Source organism: Streptomyces sp. NPDC006259 (assembly GCF_042870975.1).
Taxonomy (GTDB): Bacteria; Actinomycetota; Actinomycetes; order Streptomycetales; family Streptomycetaceae; genus Streptomyces.
On record NZ_JBIAHY010000004.1, the window covers coordinates 139,060 to 161,876 of the forward strand.

General features: G+C 72.2%; 23 protein-coding genes and 3 tRNA genes. 18 read left to right on the top strand and 8 right to left on the bottom strand.

Annotated elements, in window-relative coordinates; translation table 11 throughout:
• Positions 1–186: 186 nt before the first annotated feature.
• The 3 genes from ACFYO5_RS17220 to ACFYO5_RS17230 form a co-directional block, all read right to left on the bottom strand.
• Positions 187–879, bottom strand: coding sequence for a LuxR C-terminal-related transcriptional regulator (locus tag ACFYO5_RS17220; protein ID WP_388709458.1), 693 nt, complete (start codon positions 877–879; stop codon positions 187–189).
• 502 nt (positions 880–1,381) lie between these two features.
• Complete coding sequence (locus tag ACFYO5_RS17225; RefSeq protein ID WP_388709460.1) at positions 1,382–2,791, bottom strand: sensor histidine kinase; 1,410 nt, start codon at positions 2,789–2,791, stop codon at positions 1,382–1,384.
• 140 nt (positions 2,792–2,931) lie between these two features.
• Positions 2,932–4,170, bottom strand: coding sequence for a sensor histidine kinase (locus ACFYO5_RS17230; protein WP_388709462.1), 1,239 nt, complete (start codon positions 4,168–4,170; stop codon positions 2,932–2,934).
• Positions 4,171–4,382: 212 nt separating this feature from the next.
• Here ACFYO5_RS17230 and ACFYO5_RS17235 point away from each other — a divergent pair, with 212 nt between their 5' ends.
• From ACFYO5_RS17235 to ACFYO5_RS17290, 12 genes are all read left to right on the top strand, one after another.
• A complete protein-coding gene (locus ACFYO5_RS17235; RefSeq protein WP_388710380.1) occupies positions 4,383–4,778 on the top strand; it encodes an NADH-quinone oxidoreductase subunit A in 396 nt (131 codons plus the stop codon).
• A complete protein-coding gene (locus ACFYO5_RS17240; RefSeq protein ID WP_388709464.1) occupies positions 4,769–5,410 on the top strand; it encodes an NADH-quinone oxidoreductase subunit B in 642 nt (213 codons plus the stop codon). Before ACFYO5_RS17235 ends, ACFYO5_RS17240 begins: the two co-directional genes overlap by 10 nt.
• Positions 5,407–7,077: an NADH-quinone oxidoreductase subunit C gene (locus ACFYO5_RS17245; RefSeq protein WP_388709466.1), complete on the top strand. Its 1,671-nt coding sequence runs from the start codon at positions 5,407–5,409 to the stop codon at positions 7,075–7,077. Before ACFYO5_RS17240 ends, ACFYO5_RS17245 begins: the two co-directional genes overlap by 4 nt.
• Positions 7,074–8,042 (top strand): complex I subunit 1 family protein, encoded by a 969-nt coding sequence (locus ACFYO5_RS17250; protein WP_356560373.1) that lies wholly within the window; start codon positions 7,074–7,076, stop codon positions 8,040–8,042. The genes ACFYO5_RS17245 and ACFYO5_RS17250 overlap by 4 nt, the downstream gene beginning before the upstream one ends.
• Before the next feature lie 110 nt (positions 8,043–8,152).
• On the top strand, positions 8,153–8,785 hold the full coding sequence (locus ACFYO5_RS17255; protein ID WP_388710382.1) for a 4Fe-4S binding protein: 633 nt from the start codon (positions 8,153–8,155) through the stop codon (positions 8,783–8,785).
• The gene (locus ACFYO5_RS17260) at positions 8,782–9,420 is read left to right on the top strand and encodes an NADH-quinone oxidoreductase subunit J (protein WP_388709468.1); all 639 of its coding nucleotides are present in this window, start codon (positions 8,782–8,784) and stop codon (positions 9,418–9,420) included. The genes ACFYO5_RS17255 and ACFYO5_RS17260 overlap by 4 nt, the downstream gene beginning before the upstream one ends.
• On the top strand, positions 9,420–9,815 hold the full coding sequence (gene nuoK / locus ACFYO5_RS17265; RefSeq protein ID WP_388709470.1) for an NADH-quinone oxidoreductase subunit NuoK: 396 nt from the start codon (positions 9,420–9,422) through the stop codon (positions 9,813–9,815). The genes ACFYO5_RS17260 and nuoK overlap by 1 nt, the downstream gene beginning before the upstream one ends.
• The gene (locus ACFYO5_RS17270) at positions 9,812–11,806 is read left to right on the top strand and encodes an NADH-quinone oxidoreductase subunit L (RefSeq protein WP_388709472.1); all 1,995 of its coding nucleotides are present in this window, start codon (positions 9,812–9,814) and stop codon (positions 11,804–11,806) included. The genes nuoK and ACFYO5_RS17270 overlap by 4 nt, the downstream gene beginning before the upstream one ends.
• Positions 11,807–11,812: 6 nt before the next feature.
• Positions 11,813–13,387, top strand: coding sequence for an NADH-quinone oxidoreductase subunit M (locus ACFYO5_RS17275; protein WP_388709474.1), 1,575 nt, complete (start codon positions 11,813–11,815; stop codon positions 13,385–13,387).
• Positions 13,384–14,898: an NADH-quinone oxidoreductase subunit N gene (locus ACFYO5_RS17280; protein ID WP_388709476.1), complete on the top strand. Its 1,515-nt coding sequence runs from the start codon at positions 13,384–13,386 to the stop codon at positions 14,896–14,898. Before ACFYO5_RS17275 ends, ACFYO5_RS17280 begins: the two co-directional genes overlap by 4 nt.
• A gap of 183 nt (positions 14,899–15,081) precedes the next feature.
• A complete protein-coding gene (gene htpX / locus ACFYO5_RS17285) occupies positions 15,082–15,942 on the top strand; it encodes a zinc metalloprotease HtpX (protein ID WP_388709478.1) in 861 nt (286 codons plus the stop codon).
• Positions 15,939–16,331: a YccF domain-containing protein gene (locus tag ACFYO5_RS17290; protein ID WP_388709480.1), complete on the top strand. Its 393-nt coding sequence runs from the start codon at positions 15,939–15,941 to the stop codon at positions 16,329–16,331. Before htpX ends, ACFYO5_RS17290 begins: the two co-directional genes overlap by 4 nt.
• Positions 16,332–16,538: 207 nt before the next feature.
• Here ACFYO5_RS17290 and ACFYO5_RS17295 read toward each other — a convergent pair whose 3' ends face one another.
• Positions 16,539–17,795 carry an APC family permease gene (locus ACFYO5_RS17295; protein WP_388709482.1) on the bottom strand — a complete coding sequence of 419 codons (1,257 nt, stop codon included), beginning with the start codon at positions 17,793–17,795 and terminating at the stop codon, positions 16,539–16,541.
• A gap of 166 nt (positions 17,796–17,961) precedes the next feature.
• Here ACFYO5_RS17295 and ACFYO5_RS17300 point away from each other — a divergent pair, with 166 nt between their 5' ends.
• Positions 17,962–18,228, top strand: coding sequence for a GlsB/YeaQ/YmgE family stress response membrane protein (locus ACFYO5_RS17300; protein ID WP_388709484.1), 267 nt, complete (start codon positions 17,962–17,964; stop codon positions 18,226–18,228).
• 152 nt (positions 18,229–18,380) lie between these two features.
• Here ACFYO5_RS17300 and ACFYO5_RS17305 read toward each other — a convergent pair whose 3' ends face one another.
• A complete protein-coding gene (locus ACFYO5_RS17305) occupies positions 18,381–18,869 on the bottom strand; it encodes a YajQ family cyclic di-GMP-binding protein (RefSeq protein WP_356560363.1) in 489 nt (162 codons plus the stop codon).
• Positions 18,870–19,094: 225 nt separating this feature from the next.
• On the opposite strand from ACFYO5_RS17305, the gene ACFYO5_RS17310 reads away from it, so the two are divergent.
• Positions 19,095–19,176 (top strand) — tRNA-Tyr (locus ACFYO5_RS17310).
• Between the two features lie 168 nt (positions 19,177–19,344).
• Here the strand turns inward: ACFYO5_RS17310 and ACFYO5_RS17315 are convergent.
• Positions 19,345–19,614 carry a hypothetical protein gene (locus ACFYO5_RS17315; protein ID WP_356560362.1) on the bottom strand — a complete coding sequence of 90 codons (270 nt, stop codon included), beginning with the start codon at positions 19,612–19,614 and terminating at the stop codon, positions 19,345–19,347.
• A 98-nt stretch (positions 19,615–19,712) separates the two neighbouring features.
• Here ACFYO5_RS17315 and ACFYO5_RS17320 point away from each other — a divergent pair, with 98 nt between their 5' ends.
• The gene (locus tag ACFYO5_RS17320) at positions 19,713–19,925 is read left to right on the top strand and encodes a hypothetical protein (RefSeq protein WP_388709486.1); all 213 of its coding nucleotides are present in this window, start codon (positions 19,713–19,715) and stop codon (positions 19,923–19,925) included.
• A gap of 17 nt (positions 19,926–19,942) precedes the next feature.
• Here the strand turns inward: ACFYO5_RS17320 and ACFYO5_RS17325 are convergent, their stop codons facing one another.
• Entirely contained in the window at positions 19,943–20,599 is a 657-nt protein-coding gene (locus tag ACFYO5_RS17325) for an SDR family oxidoreductase (protein ID WP_388709488.1), read from the bottom strand.
• Between the two features lie 184 nt (positions 20,600–20,783).
• On the bottom strand, positions 20,784–22,049 hold the full coding sequence (locus ACFYO5_RS17330) for an amidohydrolase family protein (protein WP_388709490.1): 1,266 nt from the start codon (positions 22,047–22,049) through the stop codon (positions 20,784–20,786).
• 249 nt (positions 22,050–22,298) lie between these two features.
• Here ACFYO5_RS17330 and ACFYO5_RS17335 point away from each other — a divergent pair.
• From ACFYO5_RS17335 to rpmG, 3 genes are all read left to right on the top strand, one after another.
• Positions 22,299–22,371, top strand: a tRNA-Thr gene (locus tag ACFYO5_RS17335).
• Positions 22,372–22,415: 44 nt separating this feature from the next.
• Positions 22,416–22,488, top strand: a tRNA-Met gene (locus tag ACFYO5_RS17340).
• Positions 22,489–22,575: 87 nt separating this feature from the next.
• On the top strand, positions 22,576–22,740 hold the full coding sequence (rpmG, locus tag ACFYO5_RS17345; protein ID WP_018834916.1) for a 50S ribosomal protein L33: 165 nt from the start codon (positions 22,576–22,578) through the stop codon (positions 22,738–22,740).
• Positions 22,741–22,817: the final 77 nt, after the last annotated feature.

Consider the following 22,817-nt stretch of genomic DNA (forward strand, 5'->3'; position numbering starts at 1 on the left):
TGGCCATTCGTACGACGGTCACTCCCCTGTGACGGCCCGGCGCCCCGACTCCCCATGATTTCCCACGACGGCGGGTGTCCGAGCAGGCACGACCAAGACGCACCCCCTATTTCGTCACCGCCACCCTGATCCGCGCCGTCGGGCGTCGGGACATCCGCACCGTCGTGAGTCGGCACATCCGCACCGTCAGGAGTTGAGGTAGGTGAGCACGGCGAGCACCCGGCGGTGGTCCCCGTCGCTGGGGGACAGCCCGAGTTTGAGGAAGATGTTGCTCACGTGCTTCTCCACCGCGCCGTCGCTCACCACCAGCTGCTTCGCGATCGCCGAGTTCGTCCGCCCCTCGGCCATCAACCCCAGCACCTCCCGCTCCCGCGGGGTCAGCCCGGCCAGCACATGCTGCTTACGGCTGCGCCCGAGCAGCTGCGCGACCACCTCCGGGTCGAGGGCCGTACCCCCCTGGGCCACCCGCACCACCGCGTCCACGAACTCCCGCACCTCGGCGACCCGGTCCTTGAGCAGGTAACCCACCCCACGGCTGGAACCGGCCAGCAGTTCGGTGGCGTACCGCTCCTCCACGTACTGCGACAGCACCAGCACCCCGAGCCCCGGATGCGCCTTACGCAGCCGTACGGCGGCCCGCACCCCCTCGTCGGTGTGAGTGGGAGGCATCCGCACATCGGCCACGACCACGTCGGGCAGCGCCCCCTCCGCGTCCAGCTCGGTGATCGTCTTCACCAACGCCTCGGCATCCCCCACCCCGGCGACCACGTCATGCCCCCGGTCCGTCAACAACCGCGTGAGCCCCTCCCGCAACAGCACCGAGTCCTCGGCGATGACCACCCGCACCCTGACCTCCACGCTCTCCGGCCCCCCAGCCATAACCGTCCGTCCACAGAACGGCCCCAGCATCCCAGCAAACGCCCCTCGCCGGGGGCGTCCGGCCGCGACGACGGAAAATCCCCGCCGACATGCGGGCGGGGGCCTGCCGTCCCGGCACATCCCGCACGACCGCAGCCGGCCACGGGGGGGGCGGTGCGGTGTGGGGCGGTGGGAAGGGATGAGGCTCGGGTGGGGCTCGTGTGGGGGTGTGCGGGGCGGAGCCCCTGCTGGGGTGCCGGGGACGCAGTCCCCGCGGGGTGGAACGGGCTGCACCACCGCGGGGTGGATCGGGCTGCGCCCCCGCGGGGTGGATCAGGCTGCGCCCCCGCGGGGGCGGGAGGTTTGGATCCCCCGGGCGGGGCGGGAGGGCCGGACCCCCGCCGGGATGGGCCGGTCGGATCCCCCGCCCGGATGGGCCGGTCGGATCCCCCGGCGGGGTGGAAGGGGCGGAGCCCCTGGGGACGGGACGGGACGGGCAGGGGCGGCGGGGGCGAGGCGACCCCTACATCCCACCCCGCCAAGGCAGCTCCGCCGTCACCCGCGTAGGCCCTCCGACCGGCGAGTCCACCACCAGGATCCCGTCCACCGCATCGAGCCGCCCGGCCAGCCCGGCCAGCCCCGACCCGCCGGAGGCATCCGCCCCGCCCACCCCGTCATCACTCACCTGCACCATCAACCGCTCCTCCACCCGCCACACGTCCACGGAAGCCGACCTCGCCCCACTGTGCTTGCTGACGTTCTGGAGCAGCTCCGACACCGTGAAGTACGCGATCCCCTCGATCGCCGCGGCCGGCCGCTCCGCCAGATCCACCTCCACCCGCACCGGCACCGTGCACCGCGAGGACACCGAGGACAGGGCCGCGTCCAGCCCCCGGTCGGTCAGCACGGCCGGATGGATGCCCCGCGCCAGATCCCGCAGCTCCTGCAACGCCGTCTTCACCTCACCGTGCGCCTCGTCCACCATCCGCGCCGCCTCCCGCGGATCCTCCCGCAGCTTCTCCTTCGCGAGCCCCAGATCCATCGCCAGCGCCACCAGCCGCGCCTGCGCCCCGTCGTGCAGATCCCGCTCGATACGCCGCAGGTCGGCGGCCGCCGTATCGACCACGACGCCCCGGTCGGACTCCAGCTCCACCACCCGCGACGCCAGCCGCGACGGCCCGAGCAGTCCGTGCACCATCACCCGGTCCACCGTCGTCAGCGCCCGCACGATCCACGGCGTGGCCAGCGTGAACAACAGCCCCACCAACGCCGTCACGGTGATCTCGAACGGGTTGTCCAGGTACACCCGGTGCCCGTCGTCGCCGTACAGCTGGAGCCCGTCCTGCCCGCCGTAGAGCGGGAACAGCCAGAACCACAGCGGATACGTCAGCGTCGCCCAGCCGTACACCCAGAAGACGATCGCGACGGAGAAGGAGAACACCGCCCACGGCAGGTGCAGCACCGCGTACAGGACGTGCCGCCAGGACGTGCCGCTCCTGAGCACCGCGCCCATCCAGGACATCGCCCCCCGCCCCCGTGGACGCAACGGCTCCGGCGTGGCCACGTCCAGTCCGAGCAGCCCCCGCGCCCGCGCCCGCTCCACCCCGCCGAGGCCGCGGCACGCCGCCAGCCCCGCCGCCAGCACCGGAACCCCGAGGAACGTCACCAGCAGGCCCGCCCCCACCGACAGCATCGTGACCGCGAAGACGAACAGGACGATGCTGATCGGCAGGCTCAGGAGCACGTAGGCGAACTCCCGCCAGGCACGTCCCTCGACCGGCGCCCGCAGCGCGGCCGGCAGCCGATGCCGCCGACGTCCCCCGGCCCCGGCCCCGGGCGTCTCCCCGCCCGGCGACCGGCCCGCCGGGTTCCCGTGGTCCCCGTGGTCCCCGTAGTCCTGGTAGTCCTCGTACCGCCCGTACTGCGTGGCCATCGGCGTCGTCCGTTCCCTTGTCTCGTCCGCAGGTGTCGTCCCCTATCTCCACCCTCCTCGGCCGGGGACCCGCGGACCATGGCGTCCGTCGGCGTCTTGGGAGGGGGGTTTTCCCTACCTCAGGCGGTCGGCTCCGTACCTCAGGCGGCCGGCTCCGTCCGGTCCCGCCAGGGCAGCTCCGCCGTCACGGTCGTAGGCCCTCCGGCCGGGGAGTCCACGATGAACAGCCCGTCCACGGCGCCCAGCCGGTCGGCCAGCCCCCGCATCCCCGTCCCGCCGTCGAGCCGCGCCCCGCCCCGCCCGTCGTCCGACACCTGGATGAGCAGCCGGTCCTCCACCCGCCACACGTCCACGGACGCCGACCTCGCCCCACTGTGCTTGCTGACGTTCTGGAGCAGCTCGGAGACCGTGAAGTAGGCGATGCCCTCGATGGCCTGCGCGGGCCGTGTCGGCAGATCGGCCGTGACGTGCACCGGAACCGTGCACCGCGAGGCCACCGAGGACAGGGCCGCGTCCAGCCCCCGGTCGGTCAGCACGGCCGGATGGATGCCGCGCGCCAGATCGCGCAGCTCCTGGAGCGCGAGCTTCACCTCGCCGTGCGCCTCGTCGACCATCACCGAGGCCGCGTCCGGGTCCTCCAGCAACTTCTCCTTGGCCAGGCCGAGCCCCATCGCGAGATTGACCAGCCGTGCCTGGGCCCCGTCGTGCAGATCCCGCTCGATGCGCCGCAGATCGGCCGCGGCGGTGTCCACCACGATCCCCCGGTCGGACTCCAGCTCGGCGATCCGCCGCTCCAGCTCGTCGGACGGGCACAGCAGGGCCCGCACCATCGCCCGGTCCGCGTTGGTCAGCCCCCGCGCCAGAAACGGCAGCACCGGCCACAGCACGAACAGCGACGTCAGCGTCACCACGAAGGTGACGATCCCCCACGGCAGCCGGATGAAGTCGTAGAGCACCGTCCGCCAGGCCACCGGGTCCTTCAGCACCAGCCACATGCGTTGCAGGACATTTCCCGCCCGGCGCAACGGCAGCGGGCTCGGCTCCTCCACCCGCACCGCGAGCAGCATCCGAGCCCGGCCCCGTTCGAACCGGCCGATCAGCCGCGCCCCGAGCAGGCCGAGCGCGAGCAGCGGCAGCCCGACCACCGTGAGCGTCAGCGTGGCGCCGGTGAACAGCACCGTCATGACGTACACGAAGCCGACGACCGACATCGGCAGGTTCGTCAGAAGGTGGGCGATCTCCTTCCACGTCTGCGGGTCGTAGGCGAACCGGGCGCGCGGCAACGGCCCGTCACGCCCCGGTACGTCCGGGTCGGCGGCGGGCGCGACGGGCACGGCACGCGGACGCACGGCCGTGGGGGCGGGTTTGGATACGGTCATACGGGTCAGCGTGCCGCGCGGCGCGCCCCCGCGCCATGGAGTTCGCCACCAGGAGTCCCTGGGGAAAACCCCACCCCCGTTGCCCCAGCCGTGACGACCTGCTTACCGTGCCTTTATCAGGCCCTAGACTCCCGTGCGTACAGATCGTCGAACAGGCCGAGGTCGGGTCGGGGAGCGAGGGACGGACCGTGCCGCAGTCGTCGCAAGCAGCGCTGAGGGAGCCGACGGTCGTCGTGGCGTCGGACTACTTCGACTCCTACGCGGTCGTCGGACTCCTCGCCGTCATCGGCGTGCTGTTCGTCGCGGTCGCGTTCGGCGCGGGCCGCCTGCTGCGCCCCGTCGTCCCCACCCCCGAGAAGCTCCTGACCTACGAGTGCGGCGTCGACCCCGTCGGCGAGGGCTGGGCCCACACCCAGGTCCGCTACTACGTCTACGCCTTCCTCTACGTCATCTTCGCCGTCGACTCGATCTTCCTGTTCCCCTGGGCGACGATCTTCGCCGCCCCCGGCTACGGCGCGGCCACGCTCGTGGAGATGTTCGTCTTCCTCGGTTTCCTGGCCGTGGGCCTGCTGTACGCCTACAAGAAGGGCGTCCTGACATGGACGTGAACCCGACCGCCCCCGAGCCGGTGCTCCACCCCGAACCGGTACCCCTGCCGGAACCGGTGCTCCTTCCGGAACCGAAGAGGCTGGGCGCCCTGGCCCGCCTCGCCCCGGAGCCGATGAAGGTCATCCTGAACTGGGGACGCCGCTACTCGCTCTGGGTCTTCAACTTCGGCCTCGCCTGCTGCGCGATCGAGTTCATCGCCGCGTCGATGGCCCGCCACGACTTCATCCGGCTGGGCGTCATCCCCTTCGCGCCCGGCCCGCGCCAGGCCGACCTCATGGTCGTCTCCGGCACCGTCACGGACAAGATGGCCCCGGCCGTCAAGCGCCTCTACGAGCAGATGCCCGAGCCGAAGTACGTCATCTCCTTCGGCGCGTGCAGCAACTGCGGCGGCCCCTACTGGGACTCCTACTCCGTCACCAAGGGCGTCGACCAGATCATCCCCGTCGACGTGTACGTCCCCGGCTGCCCGCCCCGCCCCGAGGCGCTGCTCCAGGGGATCCTCAAACTCCAGGAGAAGATCGCGCGCGAGTCGCTGGGCGAGCGGTACGCCACCGGCGCCGACCGTCCTTCGGCGGCGGCCCTCCAGAGCGGGCTCGTACGGCCGCCGGCCACCCAGGAGGACGCCCGATGACCACCGTCGGCTGGCTGCCCGCCCCCGCCGGGGAACTCTTCGGCCCGGAGGCCACCGCCGAGGAGTCGTACGAGGTCCTGACGGTCGACGTTCCGCCCCAGTCCTGGACGACCGCGCTGCTCGCGGCCCGCGACCGTCTGGGCTGCACCTACTTCGACTGGCTCAGCGCGGTCGACGAACCGGGCACCGGCTTCCGCGTCTCGGCCCACGTCGTCGCCCTGGCACCGGTCCGCCGGCTCCTGGTGCGCACGACGGTCGCGCACGAGGCCCCGACGCTCGCCTCCGCCGTCGACGTCTACGCGGGCGCGGCCTGGCACGAACGCGAGACCCACGAAATGTTCGGCGTCGTCTTCGACAACCACCCGGCCCTGGACCACCTCCTCCTTCCCGAGAACTTCGAGGGTCACCCCCTCCGCAAGGACTTCGTCCTCGCCGCCCGCGTCGCCAAGGCCTGGCCCGGCGCGAAGGAACCCGGCGAGTCCGAACACGGCGGCCCCAAACGCCGGCAGATGCTGCCCCCGGGCGTCCCCGACCCCAATGAGTGGGGACCCCTGAAGGGCCAACTCCCCGCCGCCCCGGCCCGCCCTGCCCGAGCCCCCCGCACACCCCCCGGCGACCGCCCGTCCCGTCCCACCGGCGACCGTCCGGTCGCCCCGACCGGCGATCGCCCGGCCCGGCGTGCGCGAACGGCGTCGGAGGGCTCGGCGAGCCAGTCGACGAGCGGGCCGACGAGCGGGACGGCCGGCGTGCCGGCCAGCCAAACGGCGGACACTCCGGCCGTTGCCGCGGAGTCCTCACAGACCGTGGCCGATCGCCCCGAACGCCCCGCACGACGCGCGCGGACAGCCGCAGACGGCTCGGCGAGCCAGTCGGCCGGCCAGTCGTCGAGCCGGCCCACCGCTCGGCCGGAGACCGAGCCGACGGCCGGGACCGAGGGCACGTCCCCTCCGACGGCTCCGACGGCTCCGACGGCTCCGACGGCTCCGACCGCTCCGAGCGCTCACCGCAGCACGGCCGGAGCCGGACCCCGCCGTTCCCGAAGCGTGAGCCAAGGGTCCGCCTCACAGCGGACGGAGGACGCGTCCCCGGAGGACACCTCCCGGCCGGACACGCCTTCGAGCGACGCGTCCCCGGACAGCACCTCCCGGCCGGACACGCCTTCGGGCGGCAGGTCGGAGGAGCACGCGTCCGAGGAGCACGCGTCCGAGGAGGACATGTCCCAGGGAGGCGGCTCTCCGGAGAAGACCTTCCCGGAGGCTCCGGTCCCAGGCGGGACCACTCCCAGCGGGGCCCGTCCCACGCCTGCCCCGCGCAGCTCCGACGCACCCTGGCATCACGCCCGTCCCGCCTTCGCCGACCCGGAACGGGACGCGAGGCACGCCGAGCCGGAGCAACCGGCGACGACCGAACCGCCCGCGCCCGGGCAACCGTCGTCCGCCGATCAGCCGGCACCGGAGGAGACCCCGCCTCCCGACCCGGACCGCGCGAGCGAGCCGGATCACGCGGACGCCGGGGACGCCACGGATCACGCGGACGACCCGAGCCACGCGGACGACCCGAACCTCACGAACCACGCGGACGACCCGGACGTCATGCCCACTCCCGCCCCTGAGAACGACCGCCCCGCCAACGAGACGCCCACGAACCCCCAGGGAGGCCCGCAGTGAACGACGCTCTCGACGTCGCGCTGCGACTCCTGATCGTCTTCGTCGTCTTCCTCACCTTCCCCCTGATCGTCGGTCAGACCGAGCACAAGGTGATGGCCCACATGCAGGGCCGCCTCGGCCCGATGTACGCGGGCGGCTTCCACGGCTGGGCCCAGCTCGTCGCGGACGGCGTGAAGTTCGCGCAGAAGGAGGACATCGTCCCCGCGGGCGCGGACCGCCGTATCTTCCAGCTGGCTCCCGCAGTGGCCCTGCTCCCGTACCTCCTGGTCCTCCTCGTCATCCCCGTCGGCCCAGGCGAGGGCGCCGTCGGCGAGGTCGTCGACGCGGGTGTCTTCTTCGTCCTGGCCGTGATGGGCGTCGGTGTCCTCGGCTCCCTCATGGCCGGCTGGGCGAGTGCCAACAAGTTCTCCCTCCTCGGCGGACTGCGCACCGCCGCCCAGCTCCTCGCCTACGAACTCCCGATGCTGCTCACCGCCGCCTCCGTCGCCATGGCGGCCGGCACGGTGTCCCTCACCGGCGTCGTCGACGCCTTCGAGTGGTGGTGGCTGCCCTGGCAGATCGTCGGCGCGATCGTCTTCTTCATCGCCGGCCTGGCCGAACTCCAACGCCCCCCGTTCGACATGCCCGTCGCCGACTCGGAGATCATCTTCGGCGCCTACACCGAGTACACCGGCCTCCGCTTCGCCCTGTTCCTCCTCGCCGAGTACGCCGGGATCGTCGTCCTGTGCGGGCTGACCACCGTCCTCTTCCTGGGCGGCTGGCACGGCCCCTGGGGTGCCGACGGCCTCGGCTGGGTCTGGACCCTCCTGAAGACAGCGGCCCTCGCCTTCGTCGTGATCTGGCTGCGCGTCACCTATCCCCGCCTGCGCGAGGACCAGCTCCAGAAGCTGTCCTGGACCCTCCTCGTCCCCCTCTCCCTCGCCCAGATCGCCCTCACCGGCGTCGTCAAGGTGGTGATCTCCTAGTGTCCCGTCCGTCACCCGACCACGGCGCCTCCACGACGTCCTCCGGGCGGCCCCGCCTGTCGATCCCCGGCTCCGGCCTCGCCAAGGGCCTGGCCGTCACCCTCCGCACGATGACGCGGAAGACCGTCACCGAGCAGTACCCGGACGCCCAGCCCGACCTCCCGCCCCGCAGCCGCGGCGTGATCGGCCTGTTCGAGGAGAACTGCACGGTCTGCATGCTGTGCGCCCGCGAGTGCCCGGACTGGTGCATCTACATCGACTCGCACAAGGAAACCGTCCCGGCGGCGACCCCCGGCGGCCGCGAACGCAGCCGCAACGTCCTCGACCGCTTCGCCATCGACTTCGCCCTGTGCATGTACTGCGGTATCTGCATCGAGGTCTGTCCTTTCGACGCCCTGTTCTGGTCACCGGAGTTCGAGTACGCCGAGACCGACATCCGCGAACTCACCCACGAGCGGGACAAGCTCCGCGAGTGGATGTGGACCGTGCCGGCCCCGCCCGCCCTCGACCCCGGCGCGGAGGAACCCAAGGAGATCGCCGCCGCCCGCAAGACGGCCGAGAAGCTGGCTGCCGCCCAGAACACCCCGGCGACGCAGGCCACCCCGTCGATTCAGACGGCCCCCGCGACGCAGGCCACCCCCGCGACGCAGGCCACCCCGGCGACGCCGGCCGCCCCGCCGACTCGGGCGGGCCAGGCCACCCCGCCCGGACCGGACGACAACCCCCAGGGAGGCGAGGCGTGACCCTCGCTCAGGCACCCCACGGCTTCCTGTCCCCGACCGGCGTGGAGATCGCCTTCCTCCTCGTCGGCCTGGTGACCTTCGGCGCCGCCCTCGTCACCGTCACCACCAAGCAGCTGGTGCACGCCGCCCTCTGGCTGGTGGTGACCCTCGGCGGACTCGCCGTCGAATACCTGCTGCTCACCGCGGAGTTCATCGCCTGGGTGCAGGTGCTGATCTATGTGGGCTCCGTCGTCGTCCTCCTCCTCTTCGGTCTGATGCTCACCAGGGCGCCCATCGGCCGCTCCCCGGACGCGGACTCCGGCAACCGGTGGGCCGCCCTCACGGTCGCCGTCGCCGCCGCGGCCTCCCTCGTCTGGGTGGTCGTCGACGCCTTCCGCGCCACCTGGATCGACCTGGACGGCCCGGCCGCCGGCTCCACCTCGGCCACCGGAGCGAGCCTCTTCCAGAACTGGGTCCTGCCCTTCGAGGCTCTGTCCGTCCTTCTCCTCGCGGCCCTGGTCGGCGCGATCGTCCTGTCCCGCAAGGCGAAGGCGGAGCGAAGCTCTCCCCCTCTGAACTCCCGACCCACCGGCGAGAGTTCCCCATCCGTCCCGGATGCCCGGAAAAATCCGGCCGAGCAGGAAGGGGCCCGCTGATGCACCTCGCCTATCCCGCCGTGCTCTCCGCCCTCCTCTTCTGCACCGGCCTGTACGGCGTCCTCGCCCGCCGCAACGCGATCCTGGTGCTGATGTCCGTCGAGCTGATGCTCAACGCCGTCAACCTCAACCTCGTCGCCTTCGACGTCTGGCTCAGCCGGACCGCCGAGGACACCCTGCACTCCGGACAGGCCCTGACCCTGTTCACCATCGCCATCGCCGCCGCCGAGATCGGCATCGGCCTGGCGATCGTCCTCGCCGTCCACCGCAACCGCGGCACCGCGGACATCGACAAGCTCCGCGACACCGCCGAGGGCCACGGAAGCGTCGGGGGCGACGAGCCCGACGACGACGGCACCGCCCCCGCGGCCGAGAAGGCTGAGGCCACCGCGTGACCACGACCACCCTCGCCGTCCTCGTCCCCCTCCTTCCGTTCCTCGGCGCCGCCACCGGCCTGCTCCTCGGCCGCACCGCCCCCGGCTTCGTCCGCCCGCTCGCCGTCCTGCCGACCCTCGCCGCCCTCGTACTGGCCGCGATCGTCGCCGTACGCCAGGGCGGGGACGCGACCGTCGACGCGGCCACCGAGCTGACGCCCACCGGGTCCGTCCCGATCGAACTGGCCCTGCACATCGACGGCTTCGCCGCCCTCGTCGCCGTCCTCGTCGGCCTCGTCGCCACCTGCGTGCAGGTGTACTCCACGGGCTACCTGCGCGACGACCCGCGCTACCCGTCGTACGCCGCCCTCGTCTCCCTGTTCACCTCCGCGATGTTCCTCGTCGTCTACTCGGGCGACCTGATGGTGCTGCTGGTCGGCTGGGAGGTGATGGGCATCTGCTCCTACTTCCTGGTCGGCCACTACTGGGAGACCCCGGAGGCCCGCGCCGCCTCCCTCAAGGCCTTCCTCGTCACCAAGCTCGGCGACGTCCCCTTCCTCATCGGACTCCTCGCCCTCGCCACCGACGCCGGTTCCTTCCGGATCACGAAGGTCCTCGGCACGGTCGCGCACGGCGGGCTCGACCACCCGACGCCGATCGCCCTGCTGCTCCTGGCGGGCGTGGCCGGAAAGTCGGCGCAGTTCCCGCTGCACACCTGGCTCCCGGACGCGATGGCGGGCCCGACACCCGTCTCCGCGCTGATCCACGCCGCGACGATGGTCGCCGCCGGTGTCTACTTCGTCGCCCGTCTCCTCCCGGTGTTCGAGGCCTCCCGGGCAGCGATGGTCGTCCTCGCCGTCATGGCCGCGGTCACCATGGTCGGCTCGGGTCTCGCCGCGCTCGCCCAGGACGACATCAAGCGGGTCCTCGCCTATTCGACGATCGGCCAACTCGCCTACATGACCGGCGCCCTCGCCGTCGGCGACCGCGGTGCCGCCGTCTTCCACCTCATTTCCCACGGAGCCTTCAAGGCGCTGCTGTTCCTCGCGGCCGGCGTGATCATCCACGCGTCCGGCACCAACTCGCTGGCCGCCATGTCCCGCATGACCGGCCTGCGCGAACGCGTTCCGGACGCCTTCTGGACGATGACCGTGGCCCTCCTCGCGCTCGCCGCGATCCCGCCGTTCAGCGGGTTCTTCTCCAAGGAGTCCGTCCTCGGCGCCGCCGAGCACGTCTCCACCGGCCACACCGAGCACGCCCCCGCCGCGGCCGGCTGGATCGTCCTCGTCGCCGGCCTGCTCGCCGCCGTCCTCACCGCCGCCTACGCGACCCGCCTCTGGCTGCTGGCCTTCCGCGGCCGCGGCGCCGAGGCCCCCGACCACGGCCGTCAGCCCCTGACGATGACCGTGGTGCTGTGGGTGCTCGCGGTGCCGTCCCTCGCCCTCGGCGGATTCGCCTACCGCTCGTTGCCCGACTGGTTCGACGGCCGCGACCTCGCCCCGACCCCCACCACCTCCGTCCTCGGCACCGGCCTGGCCCTCGTGGGCGCCCTGGCCGTCTACAGCGCCTGGCGGCACACCACCGCACGCGCCGCCCGTGTCCCGCTCGGCGCGGTCGCCGCCCATCCCGAGGGCGACGCCGCACTCGTGGAGGCCGAGGCCATCGCGACCCACACACCTGCCTACGGATCCGTGGCCTCGGCGCCCGATCCGGCAGATCCCGGACGGCTCCTGCTCGGCCCGCTGCACCGCCACGCGGCCACCGGGTTCCACCTGGACGCCGTCCACACCACCCTGTTCGTCCGCCCGGTGCAGGCCGGAGCGAGCCTCGTCCGGTTCCTCGACCGCGAGGTCGTCGACACCTACGTACGCGGCGCGGGCGCCCTGCCCCGCTGGCTCGGCACCGCCGTACGGCGAGCCCAGACCGGCAACGTCCAGACCTATGTGAGCGCGCTGCTCGCCGGCACCGTCGTCCTGGTGGTCGCCGTCCTCCTCGTCGCCACGGGAGCGTGAGCAGACGTGATCGATATCAGCGAGTCCGTGATGCAATTCCTTCTGGCATTGATCGTGGCCGGTCCGCTCCTCGGGGCGGTCGCCGCCCTCCTGCCGGCCCCGCCCGGGCTGAAGGGGAAGTCACCCGAGCAGGCCGTCCTGCGGCACGGCGTCACCGTGACCGGCGCGATCCTCATCGCCGCGATCGTCCTCGCGCTCGGCTTCGACCACGACCAGCCGTCGAAGATGCAGGCCACGACCGACATCAGCTGGATCCCCGCGCTAGACGTGCGCCTCCACCTCGGCGTCGACGGCATTTCCCTCCCCCTCCTGGTCCTGACCGCGCTGCTGACCTTCCTGTGCGCGCTCTACTCGTACTTCAACCTGCCCGCCGGCCCGAACCCGAAGGCGTTCGTCGCGCTGGTGCTCGTCCTGGAGGCCGGCACCCTCGCCACCTTCGCCGTCCTCGACCTGCTGCTGTTCTTCCTCGCCTTCGAGATGGTCCTCATCCCGATGTACTTCCTCATCGCCCGCTGGGGCGGCGCCGGCCGCACCCGGGCGGCCTGGAAGTTCATCCTGTACACGCTGCTCGGATCCGTGGTCATGCTGCTCGGCCTGCTCCTGATCGGAATCAAGGCGGGCACCTTCGACATGGTGGCACTCGCCACTGACAACGGCCGGTCCCTGACCACGTCCGTGCAGGTCACCGCCGTTCTGGCGGTCGGGATCGGACTCGCGGTGAAGACCCCGATGTGGCCCCTGCACAGCTGGCTGCCCGACGCCCACACCGCCGCCCCGACCGTCGGCTCCGTGCTCCTCGCCGGCGTCCTGCTGAAGATGGGTACGTACGGGTTCGTGCGCATTCTGCTGCCGGTGGCCCCTGACGGCTTCCGCACCTTCGCGCCCTACCTCGCCGCACTCGCGGTCGTCGGCATCATCTACGGCTCCCTGGCCTGCCTCGCCCTCGCCAGGCGGGGCGCCAAGGGCGACCTCAAGCGCCTGATCGCCTACTCCTCGGTGGGCCACATGGGCTTCGTCCTGCTCGGCATCGCCTCCATGACCCCGACCGGCGTCAACGGCGCCCTGTTCGCCAACATCGCCCACGGCCTCATCACAGGCCTGCTGTTCTTCCTCGTCGGCGCCCTGAAGGACCGCACCGGCACCACCGACCTCGACACCCTCGCGCAGAAGACCGGGGCGGCCCTCTACGGCAAGGCCCCCCGTCTCGGCGGCCTCCTCGCCTTCGCCGCGGTCGCCTCGCTCGGCCTGCCCGGCCTCGGCGGATTCTGGGGCGAGATGCTGGCCCTGTTCGGCGCCTTCGACCCCGCCGCCGGCCTCAACCGCCCCGCCTTCCTCACCTTCACGGCGATCGCCGCCTTCGGGACGTTCCTGACCGCGGCCTACCTCCTCGTCGTGGTCCGCCGCGTCTGCATGGGCGCCGTCCCGCAGGGCGCCGCACGCCTCACCGACGTCCGCACGTACGAGTTCGCGGCCTGGACACCCCTCGTCGTCCTCACCGTCGTCGCCGGCCTCTGGCCCAAGGCACTCCTCGGCCTGACCGACCCGGCCGTGCAGCAGCTCCTCGCCGGAGGCAACCGATGACCCCCCTCGCCGCCCCCTCGCTCGTCCAGTCCGTCGACTGGCTCGCCATCGCCCCGCCCACCCTCACGGCGATCGTCGGGCTCGTCGTCCTCGTCGCCGACCTGTTCGTCCCCGAGAGCCGCAAACCGCTCCTCGGCTGGTTCTCCGTCGCCGGCCTCGCCGCCGCCGCGGCCCTCCTGCTGCCACTCCTGGACGGCGACCGCTCCACCTTCTGCCTGACCGGCGACACACGCGTGTGCAGCTACACGGCCGACCACTTCACCCTCGTCATCCAGTTCCTGGTGCTGGGCGGAGCACTACTGGCCGCCCTCCTGTCGGTCACCGCCCTCAAGGACGAGCGCGGACGGCTCCCCGAGGGGGAGTTCTGGTTCCTGCTGCTGTCCTCCGCCGCCGGCGCCGCCCTCCTGCCCGCCTCTCGCGACCTCGCCACCCTGGTCGTCGCCCTGGAGGTCGCCTCCCTGCCCGCCTTCGCCCTCGTCGGCATCCGGCACGGCGACCGCGGCTCCTCCGAGGCGGCCCTGAAGTTCTTCCTGTCCTCCGTCACCGCGACCGCCGTCAGCCTCCTGGGCATCAGCTTCGTCTACGCCACCACCGGCACCCTCCACCTCACCCAGGTGGCCGACCGCATCCAGGACGTCGACGGACAGTTCCACACCCTGGCCCAGACCGGCGTCGTCCTCACCCTCATCGGCTTCGCCTTCAAGACGGCCGCCGTCCCCTTCCACTTCTGGGTCCCCGACACCTACGTCGGCGCCCCCCTCCCCATCGCGGCCTACCTGTCGGTCGTCGGCAAGGCCGTGGGCTTCTCCGGCCTCATCCTCGTCACGGTCGTCGCCTTCCCCTCGTACGCCGACGTGTGGGGCCCCGCACTGGCCGCACTGGCCGCCCTCACCATGACCGTCGGCAACGTCGGCGCCCTCCGCCAGCAGGCCACGCGCGCGCACAGCGCCGTACGCCTGCTCGCCTGGTCCTCCGTCGGACAGGCCGGCTACCTCCTCGTCCCGATCGCCGCCGCCGCGTACTCCGACGACCCCGAGCACGCCGTCGGCTCCACCGTCGCCTACGCCCTCATGTACGCCGCCGTGAACCTGGGCGCCTTCGCCGTCGCCGCGCTGGTCGGCCGCACGCACGCCACGAACCGCGTCGCCGACTACCGGGGCCTGTACGCGAAGAACCCGCTCTCCGCGCTGACGCTGGCCTTCTTCCTGCTCTGCCTCGCCGGACTGCCGCCCGGCATCATCGGACTCTTCGCCAAGGTCACCGTCTTCTCGGCCGCCGTCGACGCCGGCCTCGGCTGGCTCGCCGTCGTCATGGCCGCCAACGTCGTGATCGCCCTGTACTACTACCTCCAGTGGACAGCCCTCCTGTTCCGCGCCCCCGAGGGCGAAACCGCCGAGCACCCCGTCCCCGCGCCCCTCACCGCCGCCCTCACCCTCACCGCGGTCCTCGGCGTGGCCCTCTCCGGCGCCCCGCAACTGGCGCTGCGCTTCGCCGACACCGCCCTGTTCTGAGCCGTCACCCGGACGGCCCACGCCCGCCGCCGGGAGCACCGGGGAACCAGGGGCCCTCGTCTGGCGTTGACCAAAACGGGAGGTTCCACTGGACGTGACACCACGACACCAGCGGAACCACAGATCAGAAGGCAAGATCCGCAAGCGAAGGGTTCCCCTGCCGCACGACTTGGAGGGCGTACCGTGCACCGCCGGCACAACGGGCTCAGGACCGCAGTACTCCTCGGGGGACTGTCCGCACTCATCATCGTCATCGGCAGCTTCTTCGGCCGCCTGGGACTCGTCGTCGCGGTCCTGATCGCGCTCGGCACCAACGCGTACGCGTACTGGAACAGCGACAAGCTGGCACTGCGCGCCATGCGCGCCCGCCCCGTGAGCGAGTTCGAGGCGCCTGGCCTCTACCGCATGGTCCGTGAGCTGTCCACCCAGGCCCGCCAGCCCATGCCCCGCCTGTACATCTCCCCGACCGAGGCCCCCAACGCCTTCGCCACCGGCCGCAATCCGCGCAACGCCGCCGTCTGCTGCACGGAGGGCATCCTGCGCCTCCTCGACGAGCGCGAACTGCGCGGCGTCATCGGCCACGAGCTGAGCCACGTCTACAACCGCGACATCCTCATCTCCTCGGTCGCCGGCGCCCTCGCCTCGGTGATCATGTTCCTGGTCAACTTCGCCTGGCTGATCCCCGTCGGGCGGTCCAACGACGACGACGGCCCCGGCATCCTCGGCATCCTGCTGATCATGATCCTCGGCCCGCTCGCCGCCAGCCTCATCCAACTGGCCATCAGCCGCTCCCGCGAGTACGAGGCCGACGCCTCCGGCGCCCAGCTCACCGGAGACCCCCTGGCCCTCGCCGGAGCCCTGCGCAAGCTCGAACTCGGCACCAAGCAGCTCCCGCTGCCGCCCGAGCCCCGGATCGAGACCGCGAGCCACATGATGATCGCGAACCCGTTCCGCCCGGGCCAGGGCCTTTCCAAGATGTTCTCGACGCACCCGCCGATGGCGGAGCGCATCGCCCGTCTCGAGAAGATGGCAGGCCACCAGTGAAGACCATCCTGAACGTCATATGGCTCATCCTCAGCGGCTTCTGGCTGTTCCTCGGCTACGTGTTCGCAGGGCTGCTGCTGTGCCTCACGGTCATCGGCATCCCCTTCGGCCTCGCCGCCTTCCGTATCGGCGTCTACGCCCTGTGGCCCTTCGGGTACACGACGGTCGAGCGCCGCGACGCGGGAGCCCCGTCCTGCCTCGGCAACGTCCTCTGGCTGGTCCTCGCCGGCTGGTGGCTGGCCCTCGCGCACATCGTCACCGGCATCGCCCTGTGCATCACGATCATCGGCATCCCGTTCGGCATCGCCAACTTCAAGCTGATCCCGGTCTCGCTGCTCCCGCTGGGCCGCGAAATCGTGCCCACGGACCAGCCGTTCGCCGCACGCTGACCACAGCGGGCCTCCCGAGTTCTCCACAGCCCGCCGGTTGTCCACAGGCCGGCCCGGATGTCGGTGGCAGCCCGCACCATGAACGCATGACGGAGAACGAGCGGACGAAGACCAAGGCAGCACCACCGGCAGGGGCCCGGCCCCACGCCCGGTGTCCGCGATACCCGGACCCGCACAGGCACCGGCCGCGTAGCGGGCTCACGCCGCCTACCCCCGCCCCGCACCCACCCGCGCCCGCACCCCGTACGCGACCACCCCCACCGCCAGCACACCCACCCCCACGACCACCGACCGTCCCGGCAGCGCGAACGCCAGGACCAGGCAGCCGAGGAGGCCCACCGCCGGCAGCGCCCGCTTCAGCGGGGCCGCGTCCAGGGTCCAGGCCGACGCGTTGGCGACCGCGTAGTACACCAGCACACCGAAGGAGGAGAAACCGATCGCGCCGCGCACGTCCACCGTGGCGGCCAGGACCGCGACCACGGCGCCCACCGCCAGCTCCGCCCGGTGCGGCACCTGGAAGCGCGGATGCACGGCCGACAGCACGCCGGGCAGGTGCCTGTCCCGAGCCATGGCCAGCGTGGTCCGCGAGACGCCCAGGATGAGGGCCAGCAGCGAACCCAGCGCGGCCACGGCGGCCCCGACCCGGACCACCGGCACCAGCCCCGGCACACCCGCGGCACGCACCGCGTCCGCCAGCGGCGCGGCAGCGCGCCCGAGTTCCCCCGACCCGAGCACGGCAAGGACGGCGACCGCCACGCACACGTAGACGGCCAGCGCGATGCCGAGCGCGATCGGGATCGCGCGCGGGATGGTCCGCGCCGGATCCCGCACCTCCTCGCCGAGGGTCGCGATGCGCGCGTACCCCGCGAAGGCGAAGAACAACAGGCCGGCGGCCTCCAGCATCCCGCCGAGCCCTCCCGAGGCCCCGACGTCGAGCCGCGCGGCGTCGGACTCCCCGGAACCCAGGCACACGACGACCACGGAAGCGAGGACCGCCAGGACCACCGACACGATCAGCCGCGTCAGCCAGGCCGACTTGTGGACGCCGCGGTAGTTCACCGCGGTCAGTGCCACCACGGCCGCGACCGCCACGGCGTGCGCCTGCCCCGGCCGGACGTACGCCCCGACCGTCAGCGCCATCGCCGCGCAGGACGCCGTCTTCCCGACCACGAAGGACCAGCCCGCGAGATATCCCCAGAACGGGCCGAGCCGTTCGCGTCCGTACACATAGGTTCCGCCCGAGGCCGGGTACAGCGCGGCCAGGCGGGCCGACGAGACGGCGTTGCAGTAGGCGATCAGAGCGGCGAGCGCGAGTCCGGGCAGCAGCCCGGAGCCGGCGGCGCGGGCGGCGGGCGCGAGGGCGGCGAAGATGCCGGCGCCGAGCATCGAGCCCAGCCCGATCACCACGGCGTCCCCTACCCCGAGGGTGCGCCGCAGCTCGCCGGTCGGTCCGGACTGTGTCATGGGCCGCACCCTACTGAGCCGGGGAACCACTGGGTGCTGCCAGGACGTCGTCCGGGACGACACAGCACGAACGGGCCGTGGACGACCTGCGGACGCACAGCCTGTCCGGAGCAAGATCACAGCACCGGGACGGTGCGGGCACAGTGCGGAAGGGCAGGGTCAGCACATGAGCATCATCAGCTGGATCATTCTGGGACTGTTGGCCGGAGTCGTCGCCAAGGTACTGCTGCCGGGCCGGGACCCGGGCGGCTTCATCGGCACGACCGTCATCGGCGTCGCGGGCGCGTTCATCGGCGGCTGGATATCGGCCCGCTGGCTGGACCACCCCATCACCAAGGACTTCTACGACGGCGCCACCTGGGCCGCGGCCATCGGCGGATCGCTGGTGCTCCTGGTCGCCTACCGCATCCTGTTCGGCAATTCCCGGGACTGACCCGACCGGGCGGACGGGAAGGGCGACCCCTCCGCCGCGGAGTCCCGTCCTTCCCGTCCCCCCTGTCCCTGCCCGGCACCGCCGTTCCCACTGCCCTGCCACAGCCGGGGAGTCTCCGGGCAGGTCCCACCGCTCGTTGCTGCCGGTCGTTCCTACCGGTAGTTCACGAACTGCAACGCGAAGTCGAAGTCCTGCCCCTTCAGAAGGGAGATGACGGCCTGGAGGTCGTCACGGCTCTTGGAGCTGACGCGCAGTTCCTCGCCCTGCACCTGGGCCTTGACGCCCTTGGGTCCCTCGTCGCGGATGAGCTTGGCGACCTTCTTCGCGTTGTCCTGGGAGATGCCCTCCTTGATCTCCGCGAAGAGCTTGTACTCCTTGCCGGAGAGCTGCGGCTCGCCCGCGTCCAGCGCCTTCAGCGAGATCCCGCGCTTGATGAGCTTCGACTGGAAGACGTCGAGGACGGCGTTCACCCGGTCCTCCGAGTTCGCCTCCATGAGGATCTTCTCTCCGGACCACGAGATCGAGGCGCCGACGCCCTTGAAGTCGTAGCGCTGGGAGATCTCCTTGGCGGCCTGGTTGAGGGCGTTGTCGACCTCCTGCCGCTCGACCTTCGAGACGATGTCGAAACTGGAGTCGGCCATGTCCTGTGGCTCCTTGATATCGGGGTGCGTATCGGATGCGTGTCGGCGTCCGTGGGGCTGTCGCCGAGCCCGGCGCAAGACGCCGTCCGCATCCGGACAAGCCTAGCCACCCCGCCCCGCCAGGGCGGTGAGGAATCCAGGTGGCGAAGCACCCCTCCCCATCGGGTATCGTTTACGTCGTTGCCGGAGAGCCCGCCGAAAAGCGGTTCGAACGGTGGCAAACCCGGCGGTGTGCCCGAGCGGCCAAAGGGAGCAGACTGTAAATCTGCCGGCTCAGCCTTCCCAGGTTCGAATCCTGGCGCCGCCACGCTGAGTCAGACCCCCTCCGAACTGCGGAAACGCAGAGTGGAGGGGGTCTGCTTCGTTTCTGGGATTTCTTCCGCCTCGCCCATGCGCACCGCTCCCGAGGCCGTTCCGCCTCGCCCATGCGCCGCCGCTCCCGATGCCCCGTTCCCGATGCCCCGTTCCCGGCCGCCTACCCCGGGGTCTTCGCGGCTCTCCTCACGTCCGCCTCGACGGCGTTGCGGGGCCTGCCCTCGTCCTTGGCGTACTCGGTGAGGGCGGCCTGGGTGTCGCGGGCGAGGTCGCGCCAGGCGCGCCAGGCGGTCTCGTAGGTGTCGGTCTGGGCCTGGGACCAGGGGGCCGCCGTGGGCGCGCCATAGGTGTCCCGCAGGTGCAGGACCCTGGCGTGGGCCTCGTCGGCCGCGCGCTGTTTCGCCACGATTTCCTCGAAGGTATGTGCCACAAGTAGCGATGCTAGGGAGAGGACGGCCGTCGCGCGCGGCGAGCGGGGCGTGTGTGGTCGCGCGGTACCCGCGGGGCGCGTTGGGGCAGACTGATCCCATGTCCAGCCGCCGCAGAACCTGCCCCGAGTGCCGTCGGGAGATCGCCGTCGTCGCCGGACGGTTCGCCCGGCACGACCCGCCCGGCGCGCGGGAGGACGGCCGGCTGACGTCCTGCCCCGGCTCCCGGCGGACGGCACAACTGGATGCCGCCCAGCCGTCCTTGGACGGGTACGTGGTGTCCGACATGCCCGGCCAACTGCCCCTGTTCTGAACGCGCTGGCGGCGTCCTCAGTTCCCCGCGACCGACTTCACCGCCACGGGCACCGGCGTCGACCCGGAGACCAGTTCCAGGGTCAGGCCGGCCGTCGCCGGGGTGTCCAGCAACTCCGCGAGGACGGTGGCCACGTCGTCGCGCGGGATCGACCCGCGGCCCGTCCGCGCCTCCAGCCGGACGAGGCCCGTGCCCGCGTCGTCCGTGAGTGAACCGGGGCGCAGGATCGTCCAGTCGAGACCGTCCACGCCCTGGACGTACGCGTCGGCCTCGCCCTTGGCGCGCAGGTAGACGTCGAAGACCTCGTCGCCCCGGCGGTCGGGGTCGGCGCCGTACGAGGACACGACGACGAAGCGGCGTACGCCCGCGCGTACCGCCGCGTCCGCGAACAGGACCGCCGCGCCCCTGTCGACGGACTCCTTGCGGGCCGTTCCGCTGCCCGGGCCCGCGCCCGCGGCGAACACCGCGGCGTCCGCGCCCCGCAGGACGTCCGCGACCGCCGCCTCCGACGCCGACTCCAGGTCCAGCACGACCGGTTCGGCGCCGACGGCCCGCAGGTCGTCGCTCTGTTCGGCCTTGCGGACGATGCCCGCGACCTCGACTCCGCGTGCGGCGAGCAGGCGCTCCAGCCGCAGCGCGATCTGACCATGACCTCCGGCGATGACAATGCGCATGCCTTCGACCGTACGCCCGGCCGGGCCGTCCGGCGCGCCGCCGACACGCTCCCCTGCCCCGACCCCTGCCCCGCCCCCTGCCAAGCCCCCTGCGCCTGCCCCTGTCCCGCCCCGCCGCGGCAGCCCAGAGCGACCGCCGCCATGGCCCCTTATCCGCCCACCGCGCGGAACGCCGGGTCTGCGCCTACGACAACGTCCCGCGCCCCTGCCGCGGCAATCCCGACTCGGCGGCCGCCGAGTCGCAGTACTCGCGTACCGCGCTCGTCCGCGCCACCACCCGCCCCCGGTGGATGACGATCCGGCTGTACGCCAGCGACAGCGCGCCCGCCAGGCCCTCGCCGCGTACGGCCAGCAGGTCGGCGGGGAAGCCGGCCTCCACGCGGACCTCGGGCAGCCCCAGGGCCGCCCGCGCGGACGTGCTGACGGCGTCGTAGGCGTCCTCGGGGCGCAGGCCGTGGCGGGAGGCCAGGAGGTACGCCGCCTCCAGCGGGTCGCCGCGGCCGACCGGGTTGGAGACGTCCCGCAGGGTGCCGCTGCCGGCCGCGACCCGGACGCCGGCCGCGCGCAGCAGCCGTACCGGAGGCGTGTCGCGGCGGTCGCTGGCGCCGCAGCCGCCCTGGGGCAGGCACACCACCGTCACGCCGGCGGCGGCGAGTTGGTCGGCGGTGCGGGTCGCGGACTCGGCGGGGAGGTGGGCCAGGGCGGCGCAGGGGCCGAGGGCGACCCCGGGGCGCAGGCCGCCCGCCATCGCGGCCAGCCGGGCCAGCCGGGCCGGGTCGGCGGCGTCGGTGTGCAGGTCGACGGGGCAGCCGTGTTCGGAGGCGACCTCCAGGACGGCCTCCACATAGCCGGTCGGGTCGGGGTCCAGGTCCGGGCAGCCGCCCACCACCGAGGCGCCCATCTTCAGCGCGTCCCGCAGCATGGCGAGGCCGTCCGCGCCCGCCACCCCGGTCAGCAGCCGGGGCATCGCCACCGTCGTCAGTTCGGCCAGCCCGCGCAGCGAGCGGCGGGCCTGCAGGACGGCGGCCAGCGAGGCGAGCCCCTGGACGTCGCCGACGCGGACGTGCGCGCGGGACGCGGTCGACCCGTGCCCGAGTTGGAGCAGGGCGGCCTCGGTGGCCCGGCGCTGGACGTCCTCGGGGGCGTACGAGACGGGGCCGTCGGTGTCCGCGGAGAGGGCGGTGTCGGCGTGGGAGTGGGGTTCGGCGGGGGCCGGGAGGAGGAGGTAGCCACCGAGGTCGACGCGGGCGCCGGCGCCGTGTCCGGGGACGGCCGTCAGGCTGCCGACGGTGCCGACCGCCTCGATGCGCCCGCGGCCCAGCCGTACGTCCACGGTCCGGCCGTCCGTGAGGCGCGCGCCGCACAGCAGGAGGGCGCCGGGGTCCGGCCGCCCGTCCGGGGAACCGGGCGCGCCCGACGGCGGGGGCGGTTGCGGCTGGCTGTCGGGCATCGTGCTCCAGGGGCTCGGCGGTGAGTGGGGGCTCGGTGCCCGGGGGCTCGGGCAAGATCACGCAGAGTGAGTCGAGCCTAGGGCGGCGGTCCGGCGCTGTCGGGGAGGAGCGCAATAGTCGTACCGGTGTGGTCCGGGGGGCCGGAGGGGCTCAGGAGCCGTGTGCCGTCTGGGCGGAGAGGGGTCCGGCGGGGCCGGGGAAACGGATTTGGGTGAACGGCTGCGAACCGTGTAATGTCTTCATCGCTCGCCCCAATAGCTCAGTCGGTAGAGCGTCTCCATGGTAAGGAGAAGGTCTACGGTTCGATTCCGTATTGGGGCTCTGGTGGGTGAGGTCCCGTCGCGAGACGGGGCCAATCCCATCAAAGCGGTGTAGCTCAGTCGGTAGAGCAAGCGGCTCATAATCGCTGTGTCACCGGTTCAAGTCCGGTCACCGCTACTGACAGTAGCCGATTGTGGGGTCGGTCCTTCGATCGGCTACTCTTGTTTGTGTATATGTCCCATCCGTTCGTCAAGGAGCACTCACGTGGCTGCCACCGACGTCCGCCCGAAGATCACGCTGGCCTGCGTGGAGTGCAAGGAGCGGAACTACATCACCAAGAAGAACCGGCGTAACAACCCGGATCGCATGGAGATGAAGAAGCACTGCCCGCGTTGCAATGCGCACACCGCGCATCGCGAAACGCGATAGTTGGATAGTTACAGGCTCGTACGCGAGGCCGTCCCCGAGTGATCGGGGGCGGCCTCGCGTCGTTGAGCGACCCAGTA